Below are 23881 nucleotides of genomic sequence, written 5' to 3'. Positions count from 1 at the left end.
GGGGCGGTTCGCTGGTGCCGGGTGGGGCGTCATGACCGGGCCGCCTCCAGGCGCCAGCCGTGGGCCCGGGCCCGCCGCTCCCAGAAGGAGGCGTACGTGCCGCCCGCCGCGACCAGGTCGCCGTGCGTGCCCCGTTCGGTGATCCGGCCGTCCTCGAGGACGAGGATCTGGTCGGCGTCGACGACGGTGCTCAGCCGGTGCGCGACGACCAGGAGGGTCTTGCGGTCGGCCAGGGCGCGCACGGTCTCGGCGAACAGCGCCTCGTTCTCCTGGTCGAGCGCGGCGGTGGCCTCGTCCAGGACGAGGATCGGGGCGTCCTTGAGCAGGGCGCGGGCGACGGACACGCGCTGGCGCTGGCCGCCGGACAGGCGTGCGCCGCCCTCCCCCACCTTCGTGTCCCACCCTTCGGGCAGTTCCGCGATCACGCGGTCCAGGCCGGACAGGGCCGCGGCCTCGGCCAGTTCGCCGGGGCCTGCGTCCGGCGCGGCGATGCGGACGTTGTCCTCGATCGTTCCGTCGAAGAGGTAGACGTCCTGGAAGACCAGGGAGACGTGGGCGGCCAGTTCGTCGGCGCCGATCTCGCGGACGTCGACGCCGCCGACGCGGACGGTGCCCTCGGTGGCGTCCCGGAAGCGGGCGATCAGTCCGGCCACCGTGGTCTTCCCCGCGCCGGACGGCCCGACCAGCGCCGTCATGCTGCGCTCGGGCAGCCGGAAGCTCACGTCGCTCAGGACGGGGCGTGCGCCGGCGCCGTCCGGCGGGCCGCCGTCGTAGCGGAACGCGACCCCGGTGAACTCGACGGTCGCGTCGCGGGGTGCCTTCGGCTCGGCGGGCCGGGGGAACGGCGGTTCGTCGAGTACCGCGCCGAGCCGCTCCAGGGTGTTGCGCGCGATGCGCAGACCCGCCCCGGCCTCGGCGGCGGACGACACGCTGTCGATCAGCCGGACCAGCAGCACCAGGAGCGCCAGCAGGGTGGGCACGGTGAGCGAGCCGTCGAGCTGCCAGGAGACGCCCAGCGCGAGCAGCAGGGCGAAGACGAGCCGGGTGGCGAAGGAGAAGGACACCAGGCCGGGCAGGCCCCGGGCGATGAGCCGCCGGTCCGCGCGGGCCTCGGCCGCCAGGGCGTCGTCCAGGGCCCCGTAGCCCTCCGCGGTCCGGCCGAACGCCCGCAGGACGGGCTGGTTGCGCGCGTACTCCAGGACCCGGTCGGCGGACTCGCCGATCGCCGCGTCGCGGCCGAGGTCGAGCCGGCGCATCACCGCCGTGCTCGCCCACTGGACGGCGAAGAGCACGGGCGCGCAGCACAGCAGCACCATCGCGGTGCGGACGTCGAAGAAGAAGGTGGCGGCCACCAGGGTCACCGGGGTCAGCAAGGAGGTGAGGAACGGGCGCAGGAGATGGGCCGGTGTGCTCATCACCTGGATGACGTTCTGCCCGGCCAGTCGGCTGAACTCGGCCGTGCGGCCGGCGGTGAACCAGCCCAGCGGCAGGCGCAGGGCCTGGTCCGCCATCCGGCGGTGCAGCACCCGGGAGAGCTGCGAGCCGACCGTGAACCCGCCGCTGAGGGCGGCGCCCTGGAGCACGGCGTACGCGACCGCGCAGCCGGCGAAGGCCGTCAGCCAGGGCCACACCTCGGCGGGGTCCGGGCCGAGCAGGGCGCGCAGGACGGGCACGAGGAGGGCGAAGGCGACGCCCTGGAGGACGGCGGCCCCCGACTGGAGGGCGAGCAGCCGGTGCAGCGGACGGGAGCCCTCGGGGCCGAGGACGCGGTAGAGCTGACGGATCATCGTGCACTTCCTTCTCGGACGTCGTCCGGGCTGCCCTGGGCGTCCCACAGCGCCGCGTAGCGCCCCCCGGCGGCCAGCAGGGCGTCGTGGCCGCCCTGTTCGGTGACGCGCCCGTCCTCCAGGACCACGATCCGGTCGGCCGAGCGGATCGTGGACAGCCGGTGGGCGATCACGAGCAGGGTGCGCCCGGCCGCGAGCGCGGACAGCGCGTCCTGGATCAGGGCCTCGGAGTGCGGGTCGGCGTACGCCGTCGCCTCGTCGAGGACGAGGACGGGGGCGTCGGCCAGCAACGCCCGCGCGATGGACAGGCGTTGCGCCTCGCCGCCGGACAGGGTGACGGCCGTGCCGAGTTCGGTGGCGTAGCCGTCGGGCAGGGCGGTGACGCGGTCGTGGATGCGGGCGGCACGCGCGCACCGCTCGACCTCCTCGTCGGTGGCGTCGGGCCGGCCCAGGCGGATGTTGTCGGCGACGCTCGCGCGCAGCAGCCGTACGTCCTGGAGGACGAAGCCGACCCGGCGGTACAGCTCGGTGGCGGGGATGTCCCGCAGGTCGGCGCCGCCGAGGGTCACCGTGCCGGCGGTGACGTCGTGGAAGCGGGGCAGCAGCGAGGCGAGGGTGGACTTGCCGGAGCCGGAGGGCCCGACCAGCGCGGTGACCGTGCCGGGCGCGAGGTCGAGGTCGACGCCGTCGAGTACGTCGGTGTGCCCGTCGTAGGAGAAGGAGACCCCACGCAGCGAGACGTGGTGGCCGTCGGGCAGGGCCGGGGTGGCGGGCTCGGGGAGGGTGGGGGCGTCCAGCAGTTCCGTGATGCGTACGGCGGCTGCCTGACCGGCCCTGATCTGCTGGATGCGGGGTCCGACGACGCCCATCGGCGCGGCGACGGCGGGGCCGAGCAGCAGGAAGGGGACGAGTTCCGCGCCGGTCGTCCAGCCCTGGGTGACGAACACCGCGCCCACCGCGGTCAGGAGCAGCAGGACGACGGCCGGGGCGACCACCAGGACCGCTGCGGTGGAGCTGACCAGGGTGGCGCGGACCCAGCCGGAGAAGAAGTCCGCGAACCCCTCGGTGGCGCGGACGAAACGCTCGTGGGCCTTGCCGCCGCGCCCGAAGCTCTTGAAGACGGCGATGCCGGTCGCGAACTCCACGGCGGCGGCGGAGATCCGCCCCAGCGCGGCGCCGAACTCGGCCATCTGCGCGGCCGCCCCGGACATGGCCCGCCGGAAGAGGAGCACGCCGAGAGCCAGGGGCACGACGGCGAGCAGGGCGAGGCGCCAGTCGACGGTGACGAGGTAGGCCAGGGCGAGGACCGGCGCGGTGAGTACGGCCACCACGTCGAGCAGGGTGTGGGCGAACAGCGTGTGCAGCGCGCCGACGTCGTCCTGCACCGCCTGCTTGACCTCGCCGGTGCCCTTCTCGGTGAGCCGGCCCAGCGGGAGCCGTCCGACGTGCCGGGCGAGCCGGCGGCGGAGGGTGAGCTGGAGGTCGTTGTCGGCGACGTGGGCGAGGGCGCCGGCCGCCGTGCCGCACACCAGGGCGACCAGGCCCGCCGCGCACGCCAGCACGACCAGGGGCCACAGGGTGTCGGCCTCGGCGGGCGCCCGGTCGGTGAGGCGGTCGGCGAGGAGCGAGACGGCGATGAACGGGACGACTCCGGCCAGGGCGGCGACGGCCTGGAGGCCGACGGCGAGGGCCAGTCGGCCCCGGACGGGTGCGGCCAGCGCGCGCAGCGGCGGGGGCGCCCCGGTGCCCGGGGCGGGGGCTGCCGGGTCCGGGCCGGGCCCGGACGAGGGTGACTTCACTTGACGAGTACTCCGATTTCGGGGATGGGCCTGCCGCCCGCCTCGGTGATGCGGCGGCTGGTCATGCCGGCCTCCCGGGCCAGCCGGGCGACGTCGAAGGTGTGCCAGTCGTAGCTGTCGGCGACCTCGCGCACGGTGCGTCCGTCGCGCAGCACCTTCCAGGTGGTGGTGAACCGCATGGCGTCGCCCTCGGTGGGTTCGCCGCCGATCCACCACTCGTACGTCTGGCGGCCGATGGTCTCCCTGAGGGACATCACCGGCGGGATGACGCGGGGCGAGGAGACCCCCATCAGCTCCACGACGATGGGCGCCCCGTCCGGCAGCCGGGCGGCCAGCCGCTTCCACAGCGCCACGCGTTCGGGGGCGGTCAGGTGACCGGCGACCCCGAAGACGACCACGGCGGAGAGCCGTTCGGGCAGCGCGAGGTCCTGGGCGGCGCCGTCGACCACGGTCACCCGGCGCCGCAGGCCGGGGTCGCGGGCGATGCGGGAGGTGAGCATCGCGCGCATGGGTGCCGACGGCTCGGCCGCGAGGATCTCCGCGTCCGGCAGGGCGGAGGCGATGACCTCCGTGACCCGCCCGGTGCCCGCGCCGATCTCCAGGACGGGGCCGTGGGAGACGTCCAGGCCGGTGAGGACGCGGGCCAGCGGGGGGCCGCTGCTGGCGGTGTGCCGGGTGGCGACCAGTTCGTAGAACTCGGCCGACGTCGAGTAGTAGTCGATCACGGCGTTCTCCAGGAGTGGGGTGCCGGGCGGCTCACGGGGTGCTCGGCCAGGTGCGGGCGCCGGTGCTCAGCGACGGGTCCATGCGGCGCAGGACGGTGGCCACCACCTCGCGGCGTCGCGGGGTGAGGTAGAAGTGGTCGCCGGGGAAGACGCACACCTCGGTGCGGGCCGTGGTGAGGCCGGCCCAGCCGCCGGCCCGGTCGCGGCTGCGTTCCGCGCCGAGTTCGGGGTCCGCGTCGCCGGTCAGCACGTGGACCGGGCAGGCCAGCGGCGGCCTCGGGGAGGGCCGGTACGTCTCGATGACGCGGTAGTCGTGGCGTACGGCGGTCAGGACCAGGTCGCGCAGGCCGGGATCGTCGAGGACCTCGCGGCTCGTGCCGCCGAGCCGGGCCAGTTCCGCGCCGAGCACGTCGTCGTCCTGGCGGTGCAGCTGCCCGGTGACCGCGGTGCCGGGGGCGGCGCGGCCCGAGGCGAACAGGCGCCGTGGACCACTGACTCGGCGGCGCTCCAGCTCGTGGGCGAGTTCCCAGGCGACGGCCGATCCCATGCTGTGCCCGAAGAGGGCGTACGGCCGGTCGAGCAGGGGCAGTACGGCGTCCGCGATCGCGCCCACCAGCTCCGCCATGTCGGCGGCCCCGGGGTCCTCGAAACGCTCCTCGCGTCCGGGGTACTGGATGGCGAGCAGCTCCACCTCGGGCGGCAGCAGCGCCGCCCACGGACGGTAGAAGCCGGCGCTGCCGCCCGCGTGCGGCAGGCAGATCAGGGTGAGCCGGGAGGCGGCCCCGTCGTTCCACCGCCTGATCCACGGACTGTCGGCACGGGCGGCGCGCGCGGAGACGTTCGCCGGAACGGACGGGGCGGACGCGAACGGAACGGACGAAGCAGATGCAGCAGACGAGGGCGGGACGGACGGGAAGGCGGCGGTCACCAGGTCACCAGCAGTTCTTCGAGGCCGAAGGTGGCCGAGTCGTGTTTGAAGGCGACCTGGTCCCGGTCGCCCGCCAGGCGGAGCGTGGGGACGCGGCGCAGGAGCGTTTCCAGGGCGACCTCCAGCTCCAGGCGGGCCAGGTGCTGGCCGACGCACTGGTGCACCCCGTAGCCGAACGCCACGTGGTGGTTGTCCGTGCGGTGGAAGTCGACCTTCTCCGGGTCGTCGAACTGCTCGGGGTCGTGGTTGGCCCCGGCGAGCAGGGCGATGACACCGTCGTCGGCGGGGACGGTACGGCCGGACAGCTCGATGTCCTCGGCGGCCACGCGCAGCGGTATGGAGTCGGCGACGGAGAGGACCCGCAGGAGTTCGTCGACGGCGGCCGGCATCAGCGAGGCGTCGCGGCGCAGTTCCGCCGTCAGCTCCGGCCGGTCCAGGAGCAGCAGGGTGCTCAGGGCGATCATGCTGGTGGTGGTCTCGCGCCCGGCGTTGATCGTGATGCCGAGAGTGGAGAGCAACTGGTCCGTGGTCACGTGGCCGGGGAGCAGGTGGTCGGTGACGAGCTTGGAGATGAGGTCGTCGCGGGGTTCCTCGCGGCGCTCGGCGATCAGTTCGGCGAGCAGGCCGAAGAGGCCGCCGAGCGCTTCGGAGACCTGCTCGGCCGTGCTGGTGCGGGAGCCGGAGACGCGGGTGACGTCGCGGAAGAACTCGAGGTTCTCCCGGGGTATGCCGAGCAGTTCGCAGATCACCGAGGTGGAGACGGCGTTGGCGTACGCGGAGACGAAGTCGGTGGGGCCGCCGGCCGCGAGCATGCCGTCCAGGATCTCGTCCACGCGTGCCTGTACGGCGGGCCGCATCGCGCGCACCCGGCGCACGGTGAAGACCGGCAGCAGCATCCGCCGGTACCGGGTGTGCTCGGGGGCGTCGGTGCGGATGAAGGGCCTGAACCGGGCCCCGGCCTCCTGCTCGCCCTCGCCCAGGGCGGGGAAGTTGGGCCTGCGGATGTCGGCGCTGACGCGCGGGTCCGAGAGCAGTTCGCGCACGTCGTCGTAGCGGCTCACCGCCCAGGCCTCGCGCTTGGTGGGCAGGGTGACGCGGGCGACGGGGTCCTCGGTGCGCAGGGTGGCGTACTCCTCCGGCGCGGCGAAGGGGCAGCCGCGCCGGATCGGGAAGTCGCGGGGCGTGGACGCGGGTGTGCTCATCGGTGGTCCTCGGTGGTCGGCGGGGTCACGGGGGTGCCGGACGGAGCGGCGGGGAGGGTGAGTACGGCCAGCGGCGGAGCGCCGGGGCGGGTGGGCAGGGTGCGGGCGGTCATCCCGGACTCGGCTTCCACGTCCTTCAGGCCGAAGGGGGCCCAGCGGTAGGAGTCGTGGACCTCGCGCACCGCCTGCGCGGTGTCCTCGCGGTAGACGCGCCAGGTGGAGTGCAGACGCATCACGCCGTCCGCCGCGCCGCCCGCGTCGTCGGGTGCGCCGCGGAACGACCACTCGTAGCGCTGCCGTCCCGCGGTGGCGGTGGCGAGCCTGGTCTCGGGCAGGTCCAACGGCTCGTCGAAGCCCATGAGTTCGACGACCACGAGCCCGCCCGGGGCCAGCCGCCGGGTCAGCCGTCGCCACAGCAGGGCGCGGGCGTCGGCGTCGAGGTGGCCGAGGACCCCGCAGAGCAGGACCGCGCCGACCCGGTCGGGGAGATCCAGGCCGGGGGCCGCGTCCGCGGTGACGGTGACCCGGGAACGCAGGTCCGGGTCGCTGAAGACCCGGCTGGTGAGTACGGCGCGCATGCCGACGGCCGGTTCGCAGGCGACGATCTCGGCGTCCGGCCGGGCCTTGGCCACGGCCTCGGTCACCAGGCCGGTACCGGCGCCGACGTCGACCACCGGCCCGGCGCTCAGGTCGGCGTCGGCGAGGAGCGCGGCGATGGCGGGAGCGCTCGCGGTCGCGGTGTGCTCGGCCGCGACGAGGTCGAAGAACTCCGCCGAGGGGGTGTAGGAGGCGTGCTCCGCGCGGGCGGTGGGTGCGTCGGGTACGGGCGGGCGGTCCCGAACGTGGGCCGGGGCCGGGGCTTCCGTCCGGCCCTGCGCCCGGCCCTCGGTCCGGACCGGGGCTTCCGTCCGGGCCCGCGCCTGACCCTCGGTCCGGACCGGGGCTTCCGTCCAGCCCTGCGCCTCACCCTCGGTCCGGGCCGGGACCGGTGCCCGCGCCGGGAACATGTCGCTGACCGCGAGGGGCCGCGGGGTGGCCGGACGGACGATCTCGGGCGGGCCGAGCCGGGCCGCCAGGTCGGTCCAGATGCGGCACACGGCCAGGTCGTACTGGCCCGCGCGGAGCGCGTCGCCGCCCTGCTCGGCGGCCTCGCGCAACTCGTCGAGTGCGCTGCCGACGGCCTCGGGCCACAGGTCGGAGAAGACGGTGCGGAAGGGCACCGTCTCCCCGACGACGGACGTGGTGGCCAGCCCCAGGCGGCCGGTGCCGGGCCCGTCGAGGACGAAGCGCCGGTCGGCGTCGCGCCCGATGTGGAGCCGGGGGCTCCACAGCACGGGTCCGTGGGTGTCGGCGAGGGTGAGGACGCCGCCCTCCGTGCCGAGGGAGATCCGGTGCCAGTGCAGGGCGTGGTTGTCCCGGTCGGACGGGTCGAGCTGGTGGTGCACCCTCAGGGTGAGGGGTACGCCCGCGAACACGCCCTGCAGGGAGCGGAAGGGCTGCGGTCCGACGGCGTCGGGCAGGGGCGCCGGGTCCGCGAAGCGCCACGGACGCAGGGTGCCGAGCGCCTGGCCGAGGATGTCCACCAGGGGGTGCATGAGGTGGACCGGGGTGGCGGCGTCCACGAAGAGCGGCCGCTGCCGCGCCACGAGTCTGCGGGCCGCGTCGATGAAGGCGCGGACGGGGGCGACGTGCGGGTAGTGGGTGTTGAGGCGGTACTGCACTCCGCGGCGCCGCGCGTGAGTGAGGTTCTGGGTCAACTCGGTGAGGTGCACGGGGTGTTCCTGCAGGACGTGGATGCCCCGGTCCATGAGGGCCCGCGCCAGCTCGGTGCCCTGCCCGCCGGAGATCGACGAACTCACCGCCACGCAGGCGGCGTCGATGTCCTCGGGCAGGTCGCCGACGTCCGTGTAGTGCGGTACGCCGAGGCTCCGGGCGTGCTCCCGGGAGGCGGCCGAACCCCGGCTGAGGATGCCGGCGAGCGCGTGTCCGGGGCGCCGGCGGGCCGCCTCGGCGTAGAAGCGGCCGAAGTTGGTGCCGCAGACCAGGACGCGGAACGGCGCCGGACCGCTTGCCGTCGCGCTCACAGCACACCCTCTTCCACGTCCATGTCCACGTCCGCGTCCGCGTCCGCCCCGGCGGGCCCGGAGCCGGCGGTCGCCGTTCCCGTCAGCCGCAGCTCGGCGGCGCCCCGGGAACGCAGGTGCCGTACCACCACCCGGGGGTCCAGTACGTCGCACGCGAAGTGCACGCCCGCCGGGACCGCGCCCCGGAGCACGGCGTCCACCGACAGCGCGCCCACGGCCGCGGTGAGCCGGTAGCTGCTGGCGGCGCGCAGGGTCAGTCCGGCCGTGGCGGGCTGCCCGGACGCGGTGCCCGACAGCGCGAAGTCCATGACGTAGTAGGGCGTGCGTCCGGCCAGGTCCAGGTCGGCGGCGAGGATCAGCCGGTCCGCCAGCGCGGCCGGGTCGTCCCCGGCGGCCAGGGACGCCGGCAGGCGGTTGAGCAGCGCGCGTACGGCGGGGCCGGGGTGGACGTTGTACCAGTCGAGCCGGTCGAGGCCGAGGACGTGCGCGAGGCGTTCGCTCTCGCCGCTGAGGTAGGGCTGCAGGGCCACCCGGCCCGGGAAGGCCGGGTGTTCGGTGTCCTCGGCGGTGCGCAGGGCGCGCGGCACGCGCCGGCCGCCGCGGACGGCGGCGAGCGCCTCGCCGTAGGCCGCGCCGTCGGCGCCGCCGGAGGTGAGGGAGAGCATGAGGTCGCGGGCCACGGTCGGCGAGCAGGTCTCCAGGCCGCCGCAGTGCGCGCTCAGCGCGGTGGCGGTGTCCAGGCCCTGTCCGGCCAGCCAGCGGGGCAGCAGGCTGGACAGGCCGGGCAGGGCGCCGGCGGACAGGACGACGGTGCGGCCCTCGCGGGCCGGGTCGCCGTCCTTCAGGAGGTCCTCGGCGGCCGGGTCGTCCCCGGCCACGTCGACGCAGTGTGCGCCGGCGGCGAGTGCGGCGGCGGCCACCGTGGCGCGCAGCCGGTAGGTGGGGCCGACGCAGTTGAGGACGATGTCGCAGCCCTCGGTGAAGGCGCGCAGGCCGTCCGGTGCGGTGGCGTCGGCCCACACGGTCTCGTCGTGGCCGCCCGGGTCCCCGCCGGCGACCGCGCACAGGGCCGACGCGGTCCGGCCGCCCAGGCGGAGCCCCCTGCGGCCGAGGGCGCGCAGTTCGCGTACGGCGGCCCGGCCGACGGCCCCGGAGGCCCCGAGGACCCCGATCACGGGGGTGCTCATCGGGTGATCGCCCCCCGGGTCAGTTCGCCGAGGGTCTTGAGGATGCCGGGGGCGTGTTCGACGGAGAGGCAGCTGTAGTGGTCGCCGCCGATGTCGACGATGTCCAGGTCGCCCAGGGTGAGTTCCTCCCAGTAGGTGGTGACGGCGTCCTTGCTGCCGGGGAAGGGGTAGGCGCCGTCGTGCCGCAGGAAGGTGATGTCGCCCGCGTAGGGTTCGGCGGTGTACCGGGTGATGGCGAAGACGCTCTGCCGGAAGGCGAGGAAGAGCCGGCTCATGTGGTCGGGTTCGTAGCTGCCGGCCGAGGCGGGCACGGCCTCGCACATGCGGGCGATGCGGGTGGCGCGGGGCACCTCGGCGAGGCTCCGGAAGCGGCCCGCGACGTCCTCGAACTCCTCGGGCAGCGCGGCGAGTCCGCCGTCGGGGAGGATCCCGGGGCTGGACGCCAGGACGGCGTCGGCCGCCGCTGCCACCCGGTACTGGTCGTCGGGGAAGCCGAGTTCGGCCGGGTCGATGCCCATCATGACGGCGAAGGAGTACTCGGCGAGCAGTTCGTCGTCGAGGCGGAAGCGCGGGCTGTGGCTGCTGATGACGGTGAGGCTCTCCACCTCCGCCCCGGACTCGGCCAGGTTGCGGGCCACTTCGGTGGCGATCAGGCCGCCCAGGCAGTAGCCGACGACGTGGAAGCGGCTGCGTCCGTCCGCGGTCAGGGCCCGCGCGTAGTCGGCGGCGAGTTGCTCGATGAGGCCCTGCGGCGGGGCGGCGAGGAATCCGTTCAGGTCCGGGACCTCCACGCCGACGACCTCGGCGAGGCCGGGCGAGCGCCGCCTGATCTCGGTGATCAGCGCCCGGTACGGCATGATCGTCGCGGTTCCGGCGTGGACGAGCACGGTGGTGGGCTCGTCGTCCGAGCGGGCGCCGTGCAGGTGGATCACGGGGTCGGTGCGCACGGCGCCGGGCGCGGGCGCGTCCTTTGGGTCGGCCAGGGAGCGCAGGAATCCGGCGAGTCCGGCGACCGTGGGGCGGCGCAGCATGTGCCGCAGCACGACCTCCCACTCCAGGTCGGCGGCGCGCGGTACGCGTTCGCGCAGCCGGCCCACCATCCGGGCGACCAGGAGCGAGTCGCCGCCGAGGTCGAAGAAGTCGTCGTTGCGGGTGACGCCTTCGACCGCGAGGAGTTCGCTCCACAGGTCGGCGAGGCTGTTCTCCAGCTCGTCCCTGGGCCGTTCGTCCACGACGACCGGTGCGCTCTCGCGGGGCAGCCAGCCGACGAGGCGGGCGCGGTCGGTCTTGCCGTTGGCCGTGCGGGGCAGGGTGTCGACGACCTGCCAGACCGCGGGCAGCATGTACTCCGGGAGCCGGGTGGCCGCCGTACGGGCCAGCTCCCCGGTCGGCACGTGGTGCCGGTCGTCCTTCATCGTGGCGAGGAACACCTCCTGCCCGGTGCGGGCGAGGGCGTCCTGCCCCTCGGGCAGCACGGTGACGTCGGACGCGGCGTGCCGGCCGAGAAGTTCACGCCACTGCGGGTGGGTGAGGAAGGACTGGCCGGTGTGCTCGCGCACGTCGGTCCACGGGCGGCCGGCGACCTCCAGGAACTCCATGGAGACCAGCAGCGGGAGGTTCTCGTCGCGGGTGTTCTCCACGAAGACGAGTTGTCCGCCGGGCACGAGCAGCTCCCGCAGGCGTCCCACGGCGGCGTCGGCGTCGGCCGCGGCGTGCAGTGTGTTGGCGCAGACGACGACGTCGAAGGTGTTGGGCGGCAGGTGCTGGCCGCGCGGGCCCTGGTCGACGTCGAAGCGCTGGTAGCGGACCCAGGTGTGGTCGGCGAAGCGCTCGCGGGCCTCGTTGAGGAAGAACGCGGACGGGTCGGTGAACAGGTAGTCGACCCCGTACTCGGCGAGGACGGGCACCAGTTCGCCGGTGGTGCCGCCGACGCCGCCGCCGACCTCCAGGATCCGCAGCCGCTCCTCTCCGGTGTGGCTCGCGGCGATCTCCCGCAGCGCGGCGACCACGGCGCGGTTGAGGTGCCGGATGGCGAGGTTGTCCCGGTAGGCGGCGTCCGCGGCGTCCGTGGCGGCACCGGGGAAGAGCAGGTCCCGGATGCCCACGTCCCCGGCGACCAGTTCGGGCAGCCGCTCGGCGCAGGTGCGCATCACGGTCAGCAGCTCGCTGCTCCACCCGATCTCGTGCTCCAGGTCGGCGGCCAGCCGCCAACGGCGCTCCGTGTCCGGTCCCGACACGGCGACGAGGCCGGAGTAGGTGTCGTCGGTGCCCCGGTGGGTGATCCGGTCCCTGGCGGCCAGGGCGCGCAGCCAGCGCCGCACGATGTGCCGGTGGCGGGGCGTGGCCCGCAGGGCGGTGCCCACCTCGTCGGCGGTGCGCGCGGCACCGTCCTCGAACACCGCGGAGCCGGCGAGGACCCGGGTCATCCCGTCGAGCGCCACCTCGTCGAGGGCGGCCAGGAAGTCCGCCAGCCGTGCGCCGTCGACGGCCGCGGAGGCCTCCCGTACGGCGTCGGCGGCCGCCTCCCGCGCCTGTCGGGCGCCCGGGGCCGCCCGCCGGTCGCCGTCCCGGCGTGCCGTCTCCACGAACGCCGCCAGGCGCCGGCCGCCCGCCGCGGAGTCGTCCACGACGACCGCGCCCGCCGCGACCGCCGGGTGGGCCTGCACGGCGGCCTCCACCTCGGCGAGTTCGACCCGGTAGCCGCGGATCTTGATCTGGGCGTCCTCCCGGCCCTGGAACTCGATGGTCCCGTCGGGCAGGTACCGGCCGAGGTCGCCGGTGCGGTAGAGCCGCTGCCCGGTGCGGGGGTCGGTGAGGAACCGCTCCGCCGTACGGGCCTCGTCGCCGAGGTAGCCGAGGGCGACGCCCGCGCCGCCGATGAACAGCTCGCCCGGCACCCACTCGGGCCGCGGCCGCAGGTGCCGGTCGAGCACGGCGAACGTCTGGTTGGTCAGGGGGGTGCCGTACGGGATGCTGGGGCGGTCGGTGTCCACCTCGCCGATCGGGTGGGCGATGGACCAGATGGAGCCCTCGGTGGCGCCGCCGAGGGAGATGATCTCCAGCCCCGGCAGGAGGGCGCGGGCCTGGTCGGGCAGGGCGACCGGTATCCAGTCGCCGGAGATCAGCGCGAGCCGCAGCGTGCCGTCGTCGGCGGGCGGCTCGGAGCGGAGCCAGTCGCACAGCATGTGCAGCTGGCCCGGCACGGAGTTCCACACCGTGACGCCGAAGTCGCGGACGAGTTCGGCCCAGTGGGAGGGGTCGCCGCGCCGGTCCGCCCGGGGCAGGACGAGGGTGGCCCCCACGGCGAGCGGTCCGAACAGGTCGTAGACGGACAGGTCGAAGCCCAGCCCCGCGATGCCGAGGACGCGGTCGCGGTCGGTGACCGCGTAGCGGCGGTTGATGTCCTGGACGGTGTTGAGGGCGGCCCGGTGGCTGATCATGACGCCCTTGGGCGTGCCGGTGGAGCCGGAGGTGTAGATGACGTAGGCGAGGTCGTCGGGGTCGCGCCGGGGCGCGGTCCGCGGCTCCCGCGTGGCCGGAGCGGCGGGGACGAGGTCGACGGCGACGGCCGACACGGTCGCCGGGAGGTCGTCGGTCTCGGCGAGCCAGGACTGGGTGAGGACCGTGCGTACGCCGGCGTCGGCGAGGATGGTGTCCCGGCGGGCCGGCGGCTGGGCCGTGTCGACGGGCAGGTAGGCACCGCCCGCCATGAGCGTGCCGAGGACGGCGACGACCTGTTCCCAGCCCTTGTCCGTCCAGACGGCGACGGGTTCACCGGGCCGCAGTCCCGACGCGGTCAGCGTCTCGGCGACGCCGCCCGCCCGGTCGGCCAACTGCCGGTAGGTGAGGGCCGTTTCGGGCGTCCGGACCGCGATCGCGTCGGGCGTGGTGCGGGCCCGGTCGAGCAGGGGTTCGTGCAGGAGGGCGTCCGGCAGCGGTCCGCCGGTCGCGTTGGCCGCGGCGCGCCGGTCCCGCTGCGCGGCGGGGAGCGGGATGTCCACCGGCGCGTCCCAGGCGGCGTCCCCCTCCTCCCCCTCGGCGGACAGCAGCCGCACGAGGGAGGTCCAGGCCCCGAACATGTCCTCGGCCACCCCGTGGGCGAGCGCCCCCTCCCGGACGTCCCAGGACAGGATCAGGGCGTCGCCGCGGTGCATGACCTGGCAGTCGAGCCACACCTGCGGCGTCCGGGTGGCCGCGTGGGCCACCTCGGGGGGCACGCCCTCGGCGGTGCCGCCCGTGCCCAGGGCGCTGGTGAAGACGACCGGCATCAGGACCGGTGCGCCGGCCCTGCGGGACAGTTCGGCGAGCACCTCCGAGCCGGTGAACAGCGGGTGCGCCAGGTCTTCGAGGAGCTGCTGCCCGAGGGCCCCGGTGCGCTCGGCGAAGGCGGCCGGGGTGTCGAGGTCGACGGCGAGCAGTTCGAGCGAGGTGAAGTCGCCGACGAGGCGGCCGATGTCCTCGTGGAGGTCGGGCCGGTCGACGGTGGGGACGTTGAGGGTGAAGCGGCTGGTGCGCGACCAGCGGCCGACCGTCTCGGCGTAGGCGGTGAGCAGTGCCGTCGACACGGTCAGTCCGCGCCGGGCGGCCCGTTCGGTGAGGCGCTCCCGGTCGGCCGCGGACAGCGGCACCTCCAGTCTGCGGAACGTCACCGCGTCGGTGGGCGCGCCCCGGGTGCCCGTGGACGCGCCCGCCGCGGCCTCCCAGGGCTCGGCGAGGGGCAGTTCGGGCGCGGGCGGCAGGGTGTCGAGCCGTTCGGTCCAGTAGGCGCGGTCGCGGGCGTGCCCGTCGGTGCCGGTCTGGGCACGGCGGGCCAGGACGTAGTCGCGGAAGGTGATCCGCGGCGCCGCGGACAGGACGCCGCCGCCGTAGCGGTGCCGGAACTCGGCGAGCAGGATGCGCAGGCTCGCGTGGTCGACGACCAGCATGTCGAAGGAGAGGTGGAGCACGGCCCGTCCGGCGGTCCGGCTCACGTGGACGTCGAAGAGCGGCCACTGGTCGGTGGGGGCCTCGCGTGCGGACAGCCGGGCGCGGGTGCGTGCCAGCTCCGCCTCGGCGCCGGCGGCGGGGAGCCCGGTCAGGTCGTCGCAGGCCACGTGGAGGTCCGGCACGTCGGCCAGGACCTGCTGGTAGCCGTCGTGGTGGACTACGGCGCGGAGCATGTCGTGCCGCTCGACCAGTTCCCGCCACACGGCGGTGACGCGCTCCACGTCCAGTTCGGGGTGGTCCAGTTCGACGTACGCGTGGCAGCCGACGCCTCCGTAGGCGTAGGCGTCCGTGCGGCCGATGAGGTAGGCGGCCTGGATGTCGGTCAGCGGGAAGGGTTCGTGGCGGCTGTCGGGGTCGGGGCGCAGGGCGGGCCGACCGGCCTCCAGGTGGCGCAGGATGTCTTGCTTGTGCGTGCGCAGTTCGGCGCGGTGCGTGTCGGTGAGCCGGCCCTGTGGGGCCCGGAAACGCAGTTGTCCGTCCTGGGCCCAGAGGACCACGCCCTCGTCGGCGTAACGGGCCAGCAGTTCAGGGATGTTCACAGTTCTCCGGTCTCGTAGGCGGTCCCGTGGGCCGCGAGCGTTCGGGTGATGTCCGCGGCGAGCGCGGCGACGGTCGGTGCGGCGAAGAAGCGGCGCACGGGCACGGCGGCTCCGAGGCGGCGCTCGATCGCCGTGAGCAGGCGCAGCGCGGCGAGGCTGCCGCCGCCGAGGGTGAAGAAGTTGGCGTTCCGGTCGCGCACGGGTTCCGGGAGGTGTTCGCGCCAGAGTTCGGCGAGGGCCGTCTCGGTCCCGCCCCGCGGCGGCTCGGCGCCGGCGGGCACGGGTGCGGGGCCCGCCGTGTCCGTCAGCGCCTTGCGGTCGACCTTGCCGTTCGCGGTGAGCGGCAGGGCGGGCAGCAGGGCGATGCGGGACGGGACGGCGTAGGCGGGGACGCGGTCCGCGAGGTGGCCGAGGAGGTCGTCGGCGGTGGGCGGCTCCGTCGCGGTGGCCGGGGTGGCCAGCGGTACGGCGAAGGCGACCAGGCGTTTCGCGGTGCGCTCGCCCACGGCCACGACGGCGGCCCGGGCGACGGCGGGGTGGGCCTCGAGGGCGGCCTCGATCTCGCCCGCCTCGACGCGGTGGCCGGCGATCTTGAGCTGGGTGTCGAGGCGGCCCAGGAACTCCAGCAGTCCGTCGCCGCGGAACCTGCCCAGGTCGCCCGTCCGGTACCAGCGCCGCCCGTCGCGTACGACGAACTTCTCGGCGGTGCGCTCCGGTTCGGCCAGGTAGCCGCGGGCCAGTCCGGCGCCGCCGATCCACAGTTCGCCCGGCGCCCAGTCGGGGCAGTCCCGTCCGTCCCGGTCGACCACGCGGTAGTGCTGCCCGGTCAGGGGGCGGCCGTAGGGGATGGACGCCCAACGGGGGTCCACGTCGGTGACGGTGAGGGTGTTGGACCAGATCGCGGCCTCGGTCGCGCCGCCCATGGCGACGAAGGCGCAGGGCCGCGCGGTGCGGGCCCGCAGGCGGCCGGGGAGGTCGAGGCCGATCCAGTCGCCGGAGACGAGCGCGGTCCGGAGCCCCCGAAGGCCCCCCGTGCCCTGCTCGTCGGCGTCGAGCAGCAGGTCGAGCAGGGCGGGGACGGTGTTCCAGACCGTCACGCCGTACCGGTCGACCAGGTCCGGCCAGCGGGCCGGTTCACGGCGCTGGTCCTCGGTGGGCAGCAGGAGGGAGCCGCCCGCGGCGAGCAGTCCGAAGAGGTCGTACACGGACAGGTCGAAGTCCAGCGCGGACAGGGCGAGTACCCGGTCGCCGGCACCGATGCCGTGCCGGGCGTTGATGTCGGCCACCGTGTTCCAGGCGGCGGCGTGGGAGATCTCGACGCCCTTGGGCCGGCCGGTGGAGCCGGAGGTGAAGATCACGTACGCGAGCGCCTCGGGGGACGTCTCACGCGGGGACCGCCACGGCTCGGACCGCTGCGTCCGGGCGAAGGAGAGGGCGCGGGGCGCCGTGCCGTCCCCCGTGTCCGGCCACTCCCCGACGACGACACGGAACCGTGCCGCGGCCCGGACGCGCGCGAGCCGGGCGGCGGGCTGTTCGAGGCCGAGGGGGACGTACGCGGCGCCTGCCGCGACCACGCCGAGGACGGCCGCGATCTGGTCGGGGCCCTTGGGCAGGGTGACGGCGACCAGGTCGCCCGGGCCCACGCCCGCGTCGGCGAGCGCGGCGGCGGTGCGCAGCGCCCGCTCGGCGAGCGCCCCGTAGGAGAGCTCCTCGCCCGCCGTGGTGACCAGGGCGGTGCGGTCGGCGCGGCAGGCCGCGTGGGCGAAGAAGGCCTCGTGCAGGAGGCGCGGCGCGACCGGCTCCAGCGCGGCCCCGCTCGCGACGGCGGCCCGCCGGTCGTGCTGGGCGGCGGGCAGCGGATCGGGCAGCGGCGCCTCCCAGTCACCGGTGACGAGGTGCCGCAGCAGCCGCGCGTGGGCGTCGAACATGGCGTCCAGCACGCCCTCGGCGAACAGCTCCTCCACCGCGTCCCAGGTGACGACCAGGCCGCCGGACTCCTCGGTGACCTGGTTGTCCAGGCACACCTGCGGGGACTGGGAGATGCCCCAGACCTTCTCGGGCAGGCCGGTGCCCGCCCGGGCCAGCGTCGCGTCGCCCACCCCGACGGCGCTGGTGAACACCACGGGCGCGGCGGCGTCCACCGTGCCGGTGCGGCGGCCGAACTCCCGCAGCAACCAGTCGATCGGCACGTCGGCGTGGTCCAGGTCCTCGGCCTGACGGCGCTGCAGCGCGAGGGCCGCCGCGAGCCAGGACGCGCCCTCGCGCCGGTGGCCGGCGAGCGAGAGGGAGGTGAAGTCGCCCAGCACGCGGTGGATGTGGGGGTGCACGTCGCGCCGGTTGAAGAGGGTGAGCGTGACGGTCACGGCGTCGGTACCGCTCCAGGCCGCCAGGATCTCGCCGTACAGGGCCAGCAGGACGGTGGAGGGCGTCAGTCCGTGCCGGGCCGCGCGGCGCTTCACGGCCTGCCAGTCCTCGGCGGGCAGGGTCAGCCGGCGCCGGGTGAAGACCGGCGCGTCGAGTGCCGCCGGGTCCCGGTCGTAGGGCAGGGCGGGCGGGGGCGGGAGTTCGGCGAGCCGGGCCTGCCAGTGGGCGCGGGCCCGGTCGACCGAGGCGGGGTCCGCGGGGAGCCGGGTCAGGTAGTCGCGGAAGGTGACGTCGACGGGCGGCAGTTGGTGGTCCGGGTCGGCGTAGAGCGCGTTCAGTTCGGCGTAGAGGGTGGTGATGGAGAGCGCGTCGAGGACGAGGTAGTCCAGGCCGACGCCGACCCGGGTACGCACGGTCCCGTCGCCGTCCCCGTTGCCGTCCCCGTCGTCGGGGTGGCGCACGGCCTCGACGGCGAACAGCGGCCACCGCGCGGGGTCGCGGACCTGCTGGGACAGGCGGGCGCGCAGCTCGGCGAGGGCCTCGGGCGCGTCCGCGGCGGTGGCCTCCCGCACGGGTATGCGGACCGGCGGGACGTCGGGCAGGACCCGCTGGTGTCCGTCCTCGACGACGGCGCGCAGCATGCCGTGCCGCCGCACGAGGGTGTTCCAGGCGCGCTCCAGGCGGTCCAGGTCGACGTCCGTGCCGTCGAACTCGCTGTAGTGCCAGGTGCCGACGCCGCCGAGGGCGAACCGGGGGTCGCGGCCGGTGTGGTACGCGGCCTGGACGTCCGTGAGCGGGAAGGGCTCGTGGGCGCGGTCCGGGTCGGGGACGAGGGCGGGGGCGGGGGGCTCCTGCTCCCGGCCGTCGGCCGTACCGGCGCGGAGCGTCTCGCAGAAGTGCCGGAGCACGGGGCGGGCGAACAGGTCGGCCACGCGGGCGTCCGGGAACCCGGCGGCGCGCAGCCGGCCGATCATGCGGGTCGCGACGAGGGAGTCGCCGCCCAGCAGGAAGAAGCTGCTCTCGCGGCCCACCCGGTCCACGGCGAGCAGGTCGGACCACTCGGCCGCCACGGCGGTCTCCACCGGACCCTCCGGGGCGGAGGCGCGGGCGGTGGCGTGGCCCGCCGCCTCGGTCAGCGCCCGACGGACCGCCGCCCGGTCGAGCTTGCCGTTCTCGGTCAGCGGCAGCGCGTCGAGGACCAGGACGCGTTCGGGCACCATGTGGGCTGGCAGCCGTTCCGCGGCCCGGTCGCGGACAGCGTCCGGCTCCGGTGCCGCCCCGTCACGGCTGGACACGGCCGCGGCGAGGCGCCGTACGGGCGTGTCGAGGACGGTGGCGACCGCGTGCCGGACGGCCGGGTCGCTCTCCAGGGCGGACTCGACCTCGCCGAGTTCGATGCGGTGGCCGCCGATCTTCACCTGGTGGTCGGCGCGGCCGAGGAACTCCAGTACGCCGTCGGGCCGGTAGCGTGCCAGGTCGCCGCTGCGGTACCACCGCTCGCCGTCGTACTCGACGAAGCGTTCCGCCGTGCGCGCGGGATCCGCCCGGTAACCGCTCGCCACACCGGGACCGCCGATCCACAGCTCGCCGGGGACCATGTCGGGGCAGTCGCGTCCCCGTCCGTCCACGACCCGGGCCCGCATGTTGCGCAGCGGGACTCCGTACGGCACGGACTTCCACGCCGGGTCGGTCTCGGTCACCTCGAAGACGGTGGAGTGGACCGCGGCCTCCGTCATGCCGCCGAGCGCGACGAAGCGGCAGCCGGGTACGAGGGCCCGGAACCTCGCGGGCTGGTCGAGTCCGACCCAGTCCCCGCCGAGCAGGACCATGCGCGGCGAGGTCCCCAGGCCCTCCCCGCCCGCGGCGTCCTCGCCCGCGGCCATCAGCAGGTCGAGGAGCGCGGGCACGCACTGCACCAGGGTCACACCGTGCGTGCGCACCAGCTCCGCCCAGTGGTGGGCGTCGCGGCGGTGCTCCTGGCCCACGGCGACCACCTGGCCGCCCAGGGAGAGCGGGGCGAAGATGTCCCACGTGGCGAGGTCGAAGTCCAGGGCGGAGATCGCGAGCGTGCGGTCGTCCGGCCCGAGGCCGAGCTGTTCCGCCATCGCCTCGACGGTGTTGACGACCGCCCGGTGCGGCACCTCGACGCCCTTGGGCTCTCCCGTCGAGCCCGAGGTGAAGAGCACGTAGGCGGGCAGGCCGGGGTCGGGCAGCACGACGGGGGCGGGCCCGGCCGCCGGCGCGTCCTCGACGAGCAGCACCGAGGCGGGGGCGGCGGCGTCCGCGCAGAGGTCCGCGTGCGCGCGGTCGGTGAGCACGGCCGCCGCGCCGGCCACGGAGTGGATGCGCCGTCTGCGTACGGCGGGCTGTTCCACGCCGACGGGCGCGTAGGCGGCGCCGGCGGCCAGGATGCCGAGGACCGCGCCGATCTGGCCGTCGCCCTTGGGCAGGGTCACCGCGACGGTGTCCCCCTCGCCGACGCCGTGGTCGCCGAGGAGTGCGGCGATCCGCCGTGCCGTGTCGGCGAGTTGGCCGTAGGTGAGCGGGGCGCCGGTGGTGCGGACGACGGCGGTGCGGTCGGGCTCGGTCTCGGCCAGCTCGAAGAAGCGGGTGTGCAGGGCGCGGTGCGGGACGGGCGCGGGCGGCAGCGCGGCGACCGCGCGCCGGGCGAGGACGCCGGGGGCGAGGAGGCCGTCCACGGGGCGGTCCCAGGCGTCGGGGTCGGTACGCAGGCGGGTGATGAGGCGGCGGTAGGCGTCGAACGCCGCGTCGGGCACACCGGCCTCGAACACCCCGTCGCGCACGTCCCAGTTGAGCAGGAGCCCGCCGTCCAGCTCGGTCACCTGGGCGTCCAGGTAGACCTGCGGTCCCTGCGAGATGATCCACGAGGGGCGGCCGAAGGACTTCTGGACGTCCTGCTCGAAGATCTCGCCGAGCCCGATGGCGCTGGTGTAGACGACGGGGGCCAGCACCGGGGCGCCCTCGGCGCGGGCGAGGTCGCGCAGCACCTCGACACCGCCGTACGCGCCGTGGGAGATGCCCTCCTGGAGGCGTTCCTGGAGACGGCGGGCCTGGCGGGCGAACGGCAGGGGTGCGCCCAGGTCCGCGTCGAGCAGGACGGAGCTGCTGAAGTCCCCCACCAGGTGCGCGACTTCGGGGCTGAACATCTCGCGGTCGAACAGCGGCAGGTTGAGGAGGAAGCGCCGGGAGTCGCTCCAGGCGGCGACGGTCTCCGCGAAGGCGGTGGCGAGCGCGGCGGCGGGGGTGAGGCCGTGCCGCCGGGCGGCCTTGATCAGCGCCGCCTTGTCGTCGGGACCGAGCCAGTGGTGGAGGCGGCGGGAGCGGGTGAGCGCGGTGTCGCCGGCGCCGACGGGGGTGAGCGGGTCCACGGTGGTCGGCAGGCGCGGGCCGCGCGGCAGTTCGTGCAGGCGCTCCCGCCACCAGACGGCGTCCCGCTCGCGCTCCGCCTTGCGCCGGGCGTCGTGCTCCGCGAGGTACCGGCGGTAGTCGAGGCCGAGAACGGGCGGCGGGTCGTCCGGACACGCGTAGAAGCGTCGCAGGTCGGACAGGAGGACGCGCAGGCTCAGCGCGTCGCCGGCCATCATGTCCAGGTCGATCTGCAGCCGGGTGCGCCCGTCCGGGAGCAGGCACAGGGCGGCGCGGAAGACCTCACCGCCGGCGACGTCGCCACGCGCGTGGGTGTTGCGCTCGCGCAGCGACTCCAGTGCGGAGTCGGCCTCTTCCGGCGTGCGGGCGCGCAGGTCGTGGACGGTCAGCGGCGCGCCCGTGGCGCCGTACCGCTGGCGGCCCTCCTCGTCGAAGACGGCGCGCAGCATGCCGTGCCGGTGCACCAGCGCCCGCAGGGCGGCATCGAGGCGGGTCGGGTCGACCTCGCGGCCGTCGAGTTCGACGTAGAAGTGTGCGGCGACGCCGCCGAGCGGCTGCCCGTCCTGGCGGCCGATCCAGTAGGCGTGCTGCATCGTCGCCAGGGGGAAGGGCTCGGCAGCGCCGTCCGCCTGCCGGTTCTGCTGCCGGTCCGCCTGGCGTACGGAACGCCGCGGTGCCGAGCGCTCCGCCTGCTGCGGCGCCGACCGCTCCGTCGCCCGGTCCGTCTGCCGCGGTACCGACCGGTCCGCCTGCCGCGGTACGGGCGCGGGGCGGGCGGCGGCGGGTGCGTCGCCGCGCGGGGCCCGGGCCAGCAGGGCCGTCCACGCCGCCAGGGTCGGGACGCGGGTGAGGTCCTGGAAGGTGACCGTGCTGCCCTCGCGCCGCCAGGCGCCGACGAGGGACATCAGCAGCAGTGAGTCGAGGCCGAGTTCGAAGAGGTCGCGGTCGTCGTCCAGTTCCTGCGGCGCGATGTCCAGGGCGCGTGCGACCGCGTCGCGCACCGCCGGCGCCGTGTGGGGGCCGCGCCGGCCGGCGTCGCCCTCCGCGGTCCGTGCCTCGACGACTGCTTCATCGCTCACTCCTGGGGCCTTTCGTACGGTGTCGAGCAACACTCAGATAAAAATGATTATCATTTCTATGCTTCACATCGTAGACACACAACGGGGTCCGGCGCCAGAGTCCGCGGCCCGGCAATGAGAGACGAGGGCCCATGACGGAGACTCAACCGACCTGGTCGAAGGCCGAATCGGCGCGCTATCGGGCCGCCGGACACTGGCAGGGCGTGACATTCGGCGCCCGTCTGCGGCAGGCGGGCGCCGAGCACGCGCAGCGCGTCGCCCTGGTCGACGGCGACCGGCGCTGGACCTACGCGGACCTGGACGCCGAGGCCGACCGGGTCGCCGCCGGGCTGCGCGGGCTGGGCGTCGAGCGGGGCGACCGCGTGGTGCTCCAGCTCCCCAACTGCGCCGAGTTCGTGCTCGCCTGGTTCGGGCTGCAGCGGCTCGGGGCGGTCCCGGTGCACGCCATGCCCGGTCACCGGAGCCGCGAGATCGGCCACCTGGTGCGGCTGTCGGACGCCGTGGCCTGCGTGGTGCCCGACCTGCACGCCCGGTTCGACCACCGGCGACTGATGAGCGACGTACGGGCGGAGCTGGGTCCGGACGGACCCCTGCGGCACGTCGTCGTGGTGGGCGACCCGGGGCCGTACGACGGCTTCGTCCCGTTCGACGCGCTCCGCGAGAGCGGCGGCCGGGGACCGTCCGCCCCCGTCTCGGACTCCGACTCCGCCGACCCGGACCCCGGGGGCCTCGCGCTCCTGCTGCTGTCCGGCGGCACCACGGGTCTGCCCAAGCTCATCCCGCGCACGCACGACGACTACGCGTACAACGCCCGCGCCTGCGCGGGCGTCTGCGCGCTCGACACCCGGTCGGTGTACCTGGCGGTCCTGCCGCTCGGGTTCAACTTCACCTTCGCCTGCCCCGGTGTACTGGGGACCCTCATGGCGGGAGGGACCGTCGTGATCGCGCCGGACCCCAGCCCGCAGACGGCGTTCGCCCTGATCGAGCGGGAGGAAGTGACCCTCACCTCCCTGACCCCGCCGCTCGTGCCGCACTGGACGGACGAGGCCGCTTCCGGCTCCTGGGACCTCGGGAGCCTCGCCGTGGTGCAGGTCGGCGGGGCACGGCTGCCCGAGGATCACGCCCGCAGGCTCGGCCCGGCGCTCGGCGCGCGGGTGCAGCAGGTCTTCGGCATGGCCGAGGGACTGATCAACCTCACCCGCCTCGACGACGCCGAGGACCTCGTGTGCACCACCCAGGGCCGTCCCGCCTCGCCGGACGACGAGATCCTGGTGGTGGACGCCGGCGGCAGGCCGGTCCCGGACGGCACGGCGGGCGAGCTGCTCACCCGGGGCCCGTACACCCTGCGCGGCTACTACCGGGCCGAGGCGCACAACCGCACGGCCTTCACCCCGGACGGCTACTACCGGTCCGGCGACGTGGTGCGGCGGCTGCCGAGCGGGCACCTCGTGGTGGTCGGGCGGATCAAGGACCAGATCAACCGGGGCGGCGAGAAGATCCCCGCGGTCGAGGTGGAGGAGGAGCTCCTGACCCATCCGGCCGTCACCGCGGCGGCCCTGGTCGGTGTGCCGGACGAACGCTGGGGCGAGCGGTCCGTCGCCTTCGTCGTCTGTACGGGCACGGCGCCCGGTGCCCGGGAGGTCGCCGCCCACCTGGCGTCGCGCGGCCTCGCCGGTTACAAGGCCCCGGACGAGATCGTCCAGGTTCCCGGCCTTCCGCTGACCGCCGTCGGCAAGGTCGACAAGGCGGCGCTGGCCCGGCGGTCGGAGGGGTGAGGCACCGCCGGAGGGGGCGCCCGGCAGGCGGGGCGCCCC

Annotated in this window: 10 protein-coding genes; 1 reads left to right on the top strand and 9 read right to left on the bottom strand. The window is 75.3% G+C overall.

The window, feature by feature from the left end:
* Window positions 1-29 precede the first annotated feature (29 nt).
* The 9 genes from IG94_RS0115440 to IG94_RS0115400 are packed head-to-tail and all read right to left on the bottom strand — an operon-like array spanning window position 30 to window position 22067.
* Window positions 30-1787 (bottom strand): ABC transporter ATP-binding protein, encoded by a 1758-nt coding sequence (locus tag IG94_RS0115440; protein WP_031035928.1) that lies wholly within the window; start codon window positions 1785-1787, stop codon window positions 30-32.
* Window positions 1784-3586, bottom strand: coding sequence for an ABC transporter ATP-binding protein (locus IG94_RS0115435; RefSeq protein WP_031035926.1), 1803 nt, complete (start codon window positions 3584-3586; stop codon window positions 1784-1786). The genes IG94_RS0115440 and IG94_RS0115435 overlap by 4 nt, the downstream gene beginning before the upstream one ends.
* Window positions 3583-4311 (bottom strand): class I SAM-dependent methyltransferase, encoded by a 729-nt coding sequence (locus IG94_RS0115430; protein WP_031035924.1) that lies wholly within the window; start codon window positions 4309-4311, stop codon window positions 3583-3585. The genes IG94_RS0115435 and IG94_RS0115430 overlap by 4 nt, the downstream gene beginning before the upstream one ends.
* A 31-nt stretch (window positions 4312-4342) precedes the next feature.
* On the bottom strand, window positions 4343-5239 hold the full coding sequence (locus IG94_RS0115425; protein ID WP_031035921.1) for a thioesterase II family protein: 897 nt from the start codon (window positions 5237-5239) through the stop codon (window positions 4343-4345).
* Window positions 5236-6441 carry a cytochrome P450 gene (locus IG94_RS0115420; RefSeq protein WP_031035919.1) on the bottom strand — a complete coding sequence of 402 codons (1206 nt, stop codon included), beginning with the start codon at window positions 6439-6441 and terminating at the stop codon, window positions 5236-5238. The genes IG94_RS0115425 and IG94_RS0115420 overlap by 4 nt, the downstream gene beginning before the upstream one ends.
* Complete coding sequence (locus IG94_RS0115415; protein ID WP_031035917.1) at window positions 6438-8525, bottom strand: Gfo/Idh/MocA family oxidoreductase; 2088 nt, start codon at window positions 8523-8525, stop codon at window positions 6438-6440. Before IG94_RS0115415 ends, IG94_RS0115420 begins: the two co-directional genes overlap by 4 nt.
* Window positions 8522-9712 (bottom strand): saccharopine dehydrogenase NADP-binding domain-containing protein, encoded by a 1191-nt coding sequence (locus IG94_RS0115410; protein WP_031035914.1) that lies wholly within the window; start codon window positions 9710-9712, stop codon window positions 8522-8524. The genes IG94_RS0115415 and IG94_RS0115410 overlap by 4 nt, the downstream gene beginning before the upstream one ends.
* The gene (locus IG94_RS0115405) at window positions 9709-15237 is read right to left on the bottom strand and encodes a non-ribosomal peptide synthetase (protein ID WP_031035913.1); all 5529 of its coding nucleotides are present in this window, start codon (window positions 15235-15237) and stop codon (window positions 9709-9711) included. Before IG94_RS0115405 ends, IG94_RS0115410 begins: the two co-directional genes overlap by 4 nt.
* Window positions 15234-22067: a non-ribosomal peptide synthetase gene (locus IG94_RS0115400; protein WP_031035911.1), complete on the bottom strand. Its 6834-nt coding sequence runs from the start codon at window positions 22065-22067 to the stop codon at window positions 15234-15236. Before IG94_RS0115400 ends, IG94_RS0115405 begins: the two co-directional genes overlap by 4 nt.
* A gap of 131 nt (window positions 22068-22198) precedes the next feature.
* Between IG94_RS0115400 and IG94_RS0115395 the strand changes: the two genes are divergently transcribed.
* A complete protein-coding gene (locus IG94_RS0115395; RefSeq protein ID WP_031035909.1) occupies window positions 22199-23842 on the top strand; it encodes a (2,3-dihydroxybenzoyl)adenylate synthase in 1644 nt (547 codons plus the stop codon).
* The last annotated feature ends 39 nt before the right edge of the window (window positions 23843-23881 follow it).

The sequence above is a fragment of the Streptomyces olivaceus genome (assembly GCF_000721235.1).
GTDB classification, from domain to species: domain Bacteria; phylum Actinomycetota; class Actinomycetes; order Streptomycetales; family Streptomycetaceae; genus Streptomyces; species Streptomyces olivaceus.
Note: the sequence above shows the minus strand (reverse complement) of the source record. Positions and strands in the feature narration are given on the sequence as shown.

Coding starts and splice junctions, on each gene's coding strand:
- IG94_RS0115440 (WP_031035928.1), bottom strand. CDS start 1,787: ATGATCCGTCAGCTCTACCGCGTCCTCGGCCCCGAGGGCTCCCGTCCG.
- IG94_RS0115420 (WP_031035919.1), bottom strand. CDS start 6,441: ATGAGCACACCCGCGTCCACGCCCCGCGACTTCCCGATCCGGCGCGGC.
- IG94_RS0115410 (WP_031035914.1), bottom strand. CDS start 9,712: ATGAGCACCCCCGTGATCGGGGTCCTCGGGGCCTCCGGGGCCGTCGGC.
- IG94_RS0115395 (WP_031035909.1), top strand. CDS start 22,199: ATGACGGAGACTCAACCGACCTGGTCGAAGGCCGAATCGGCGCGCTAT.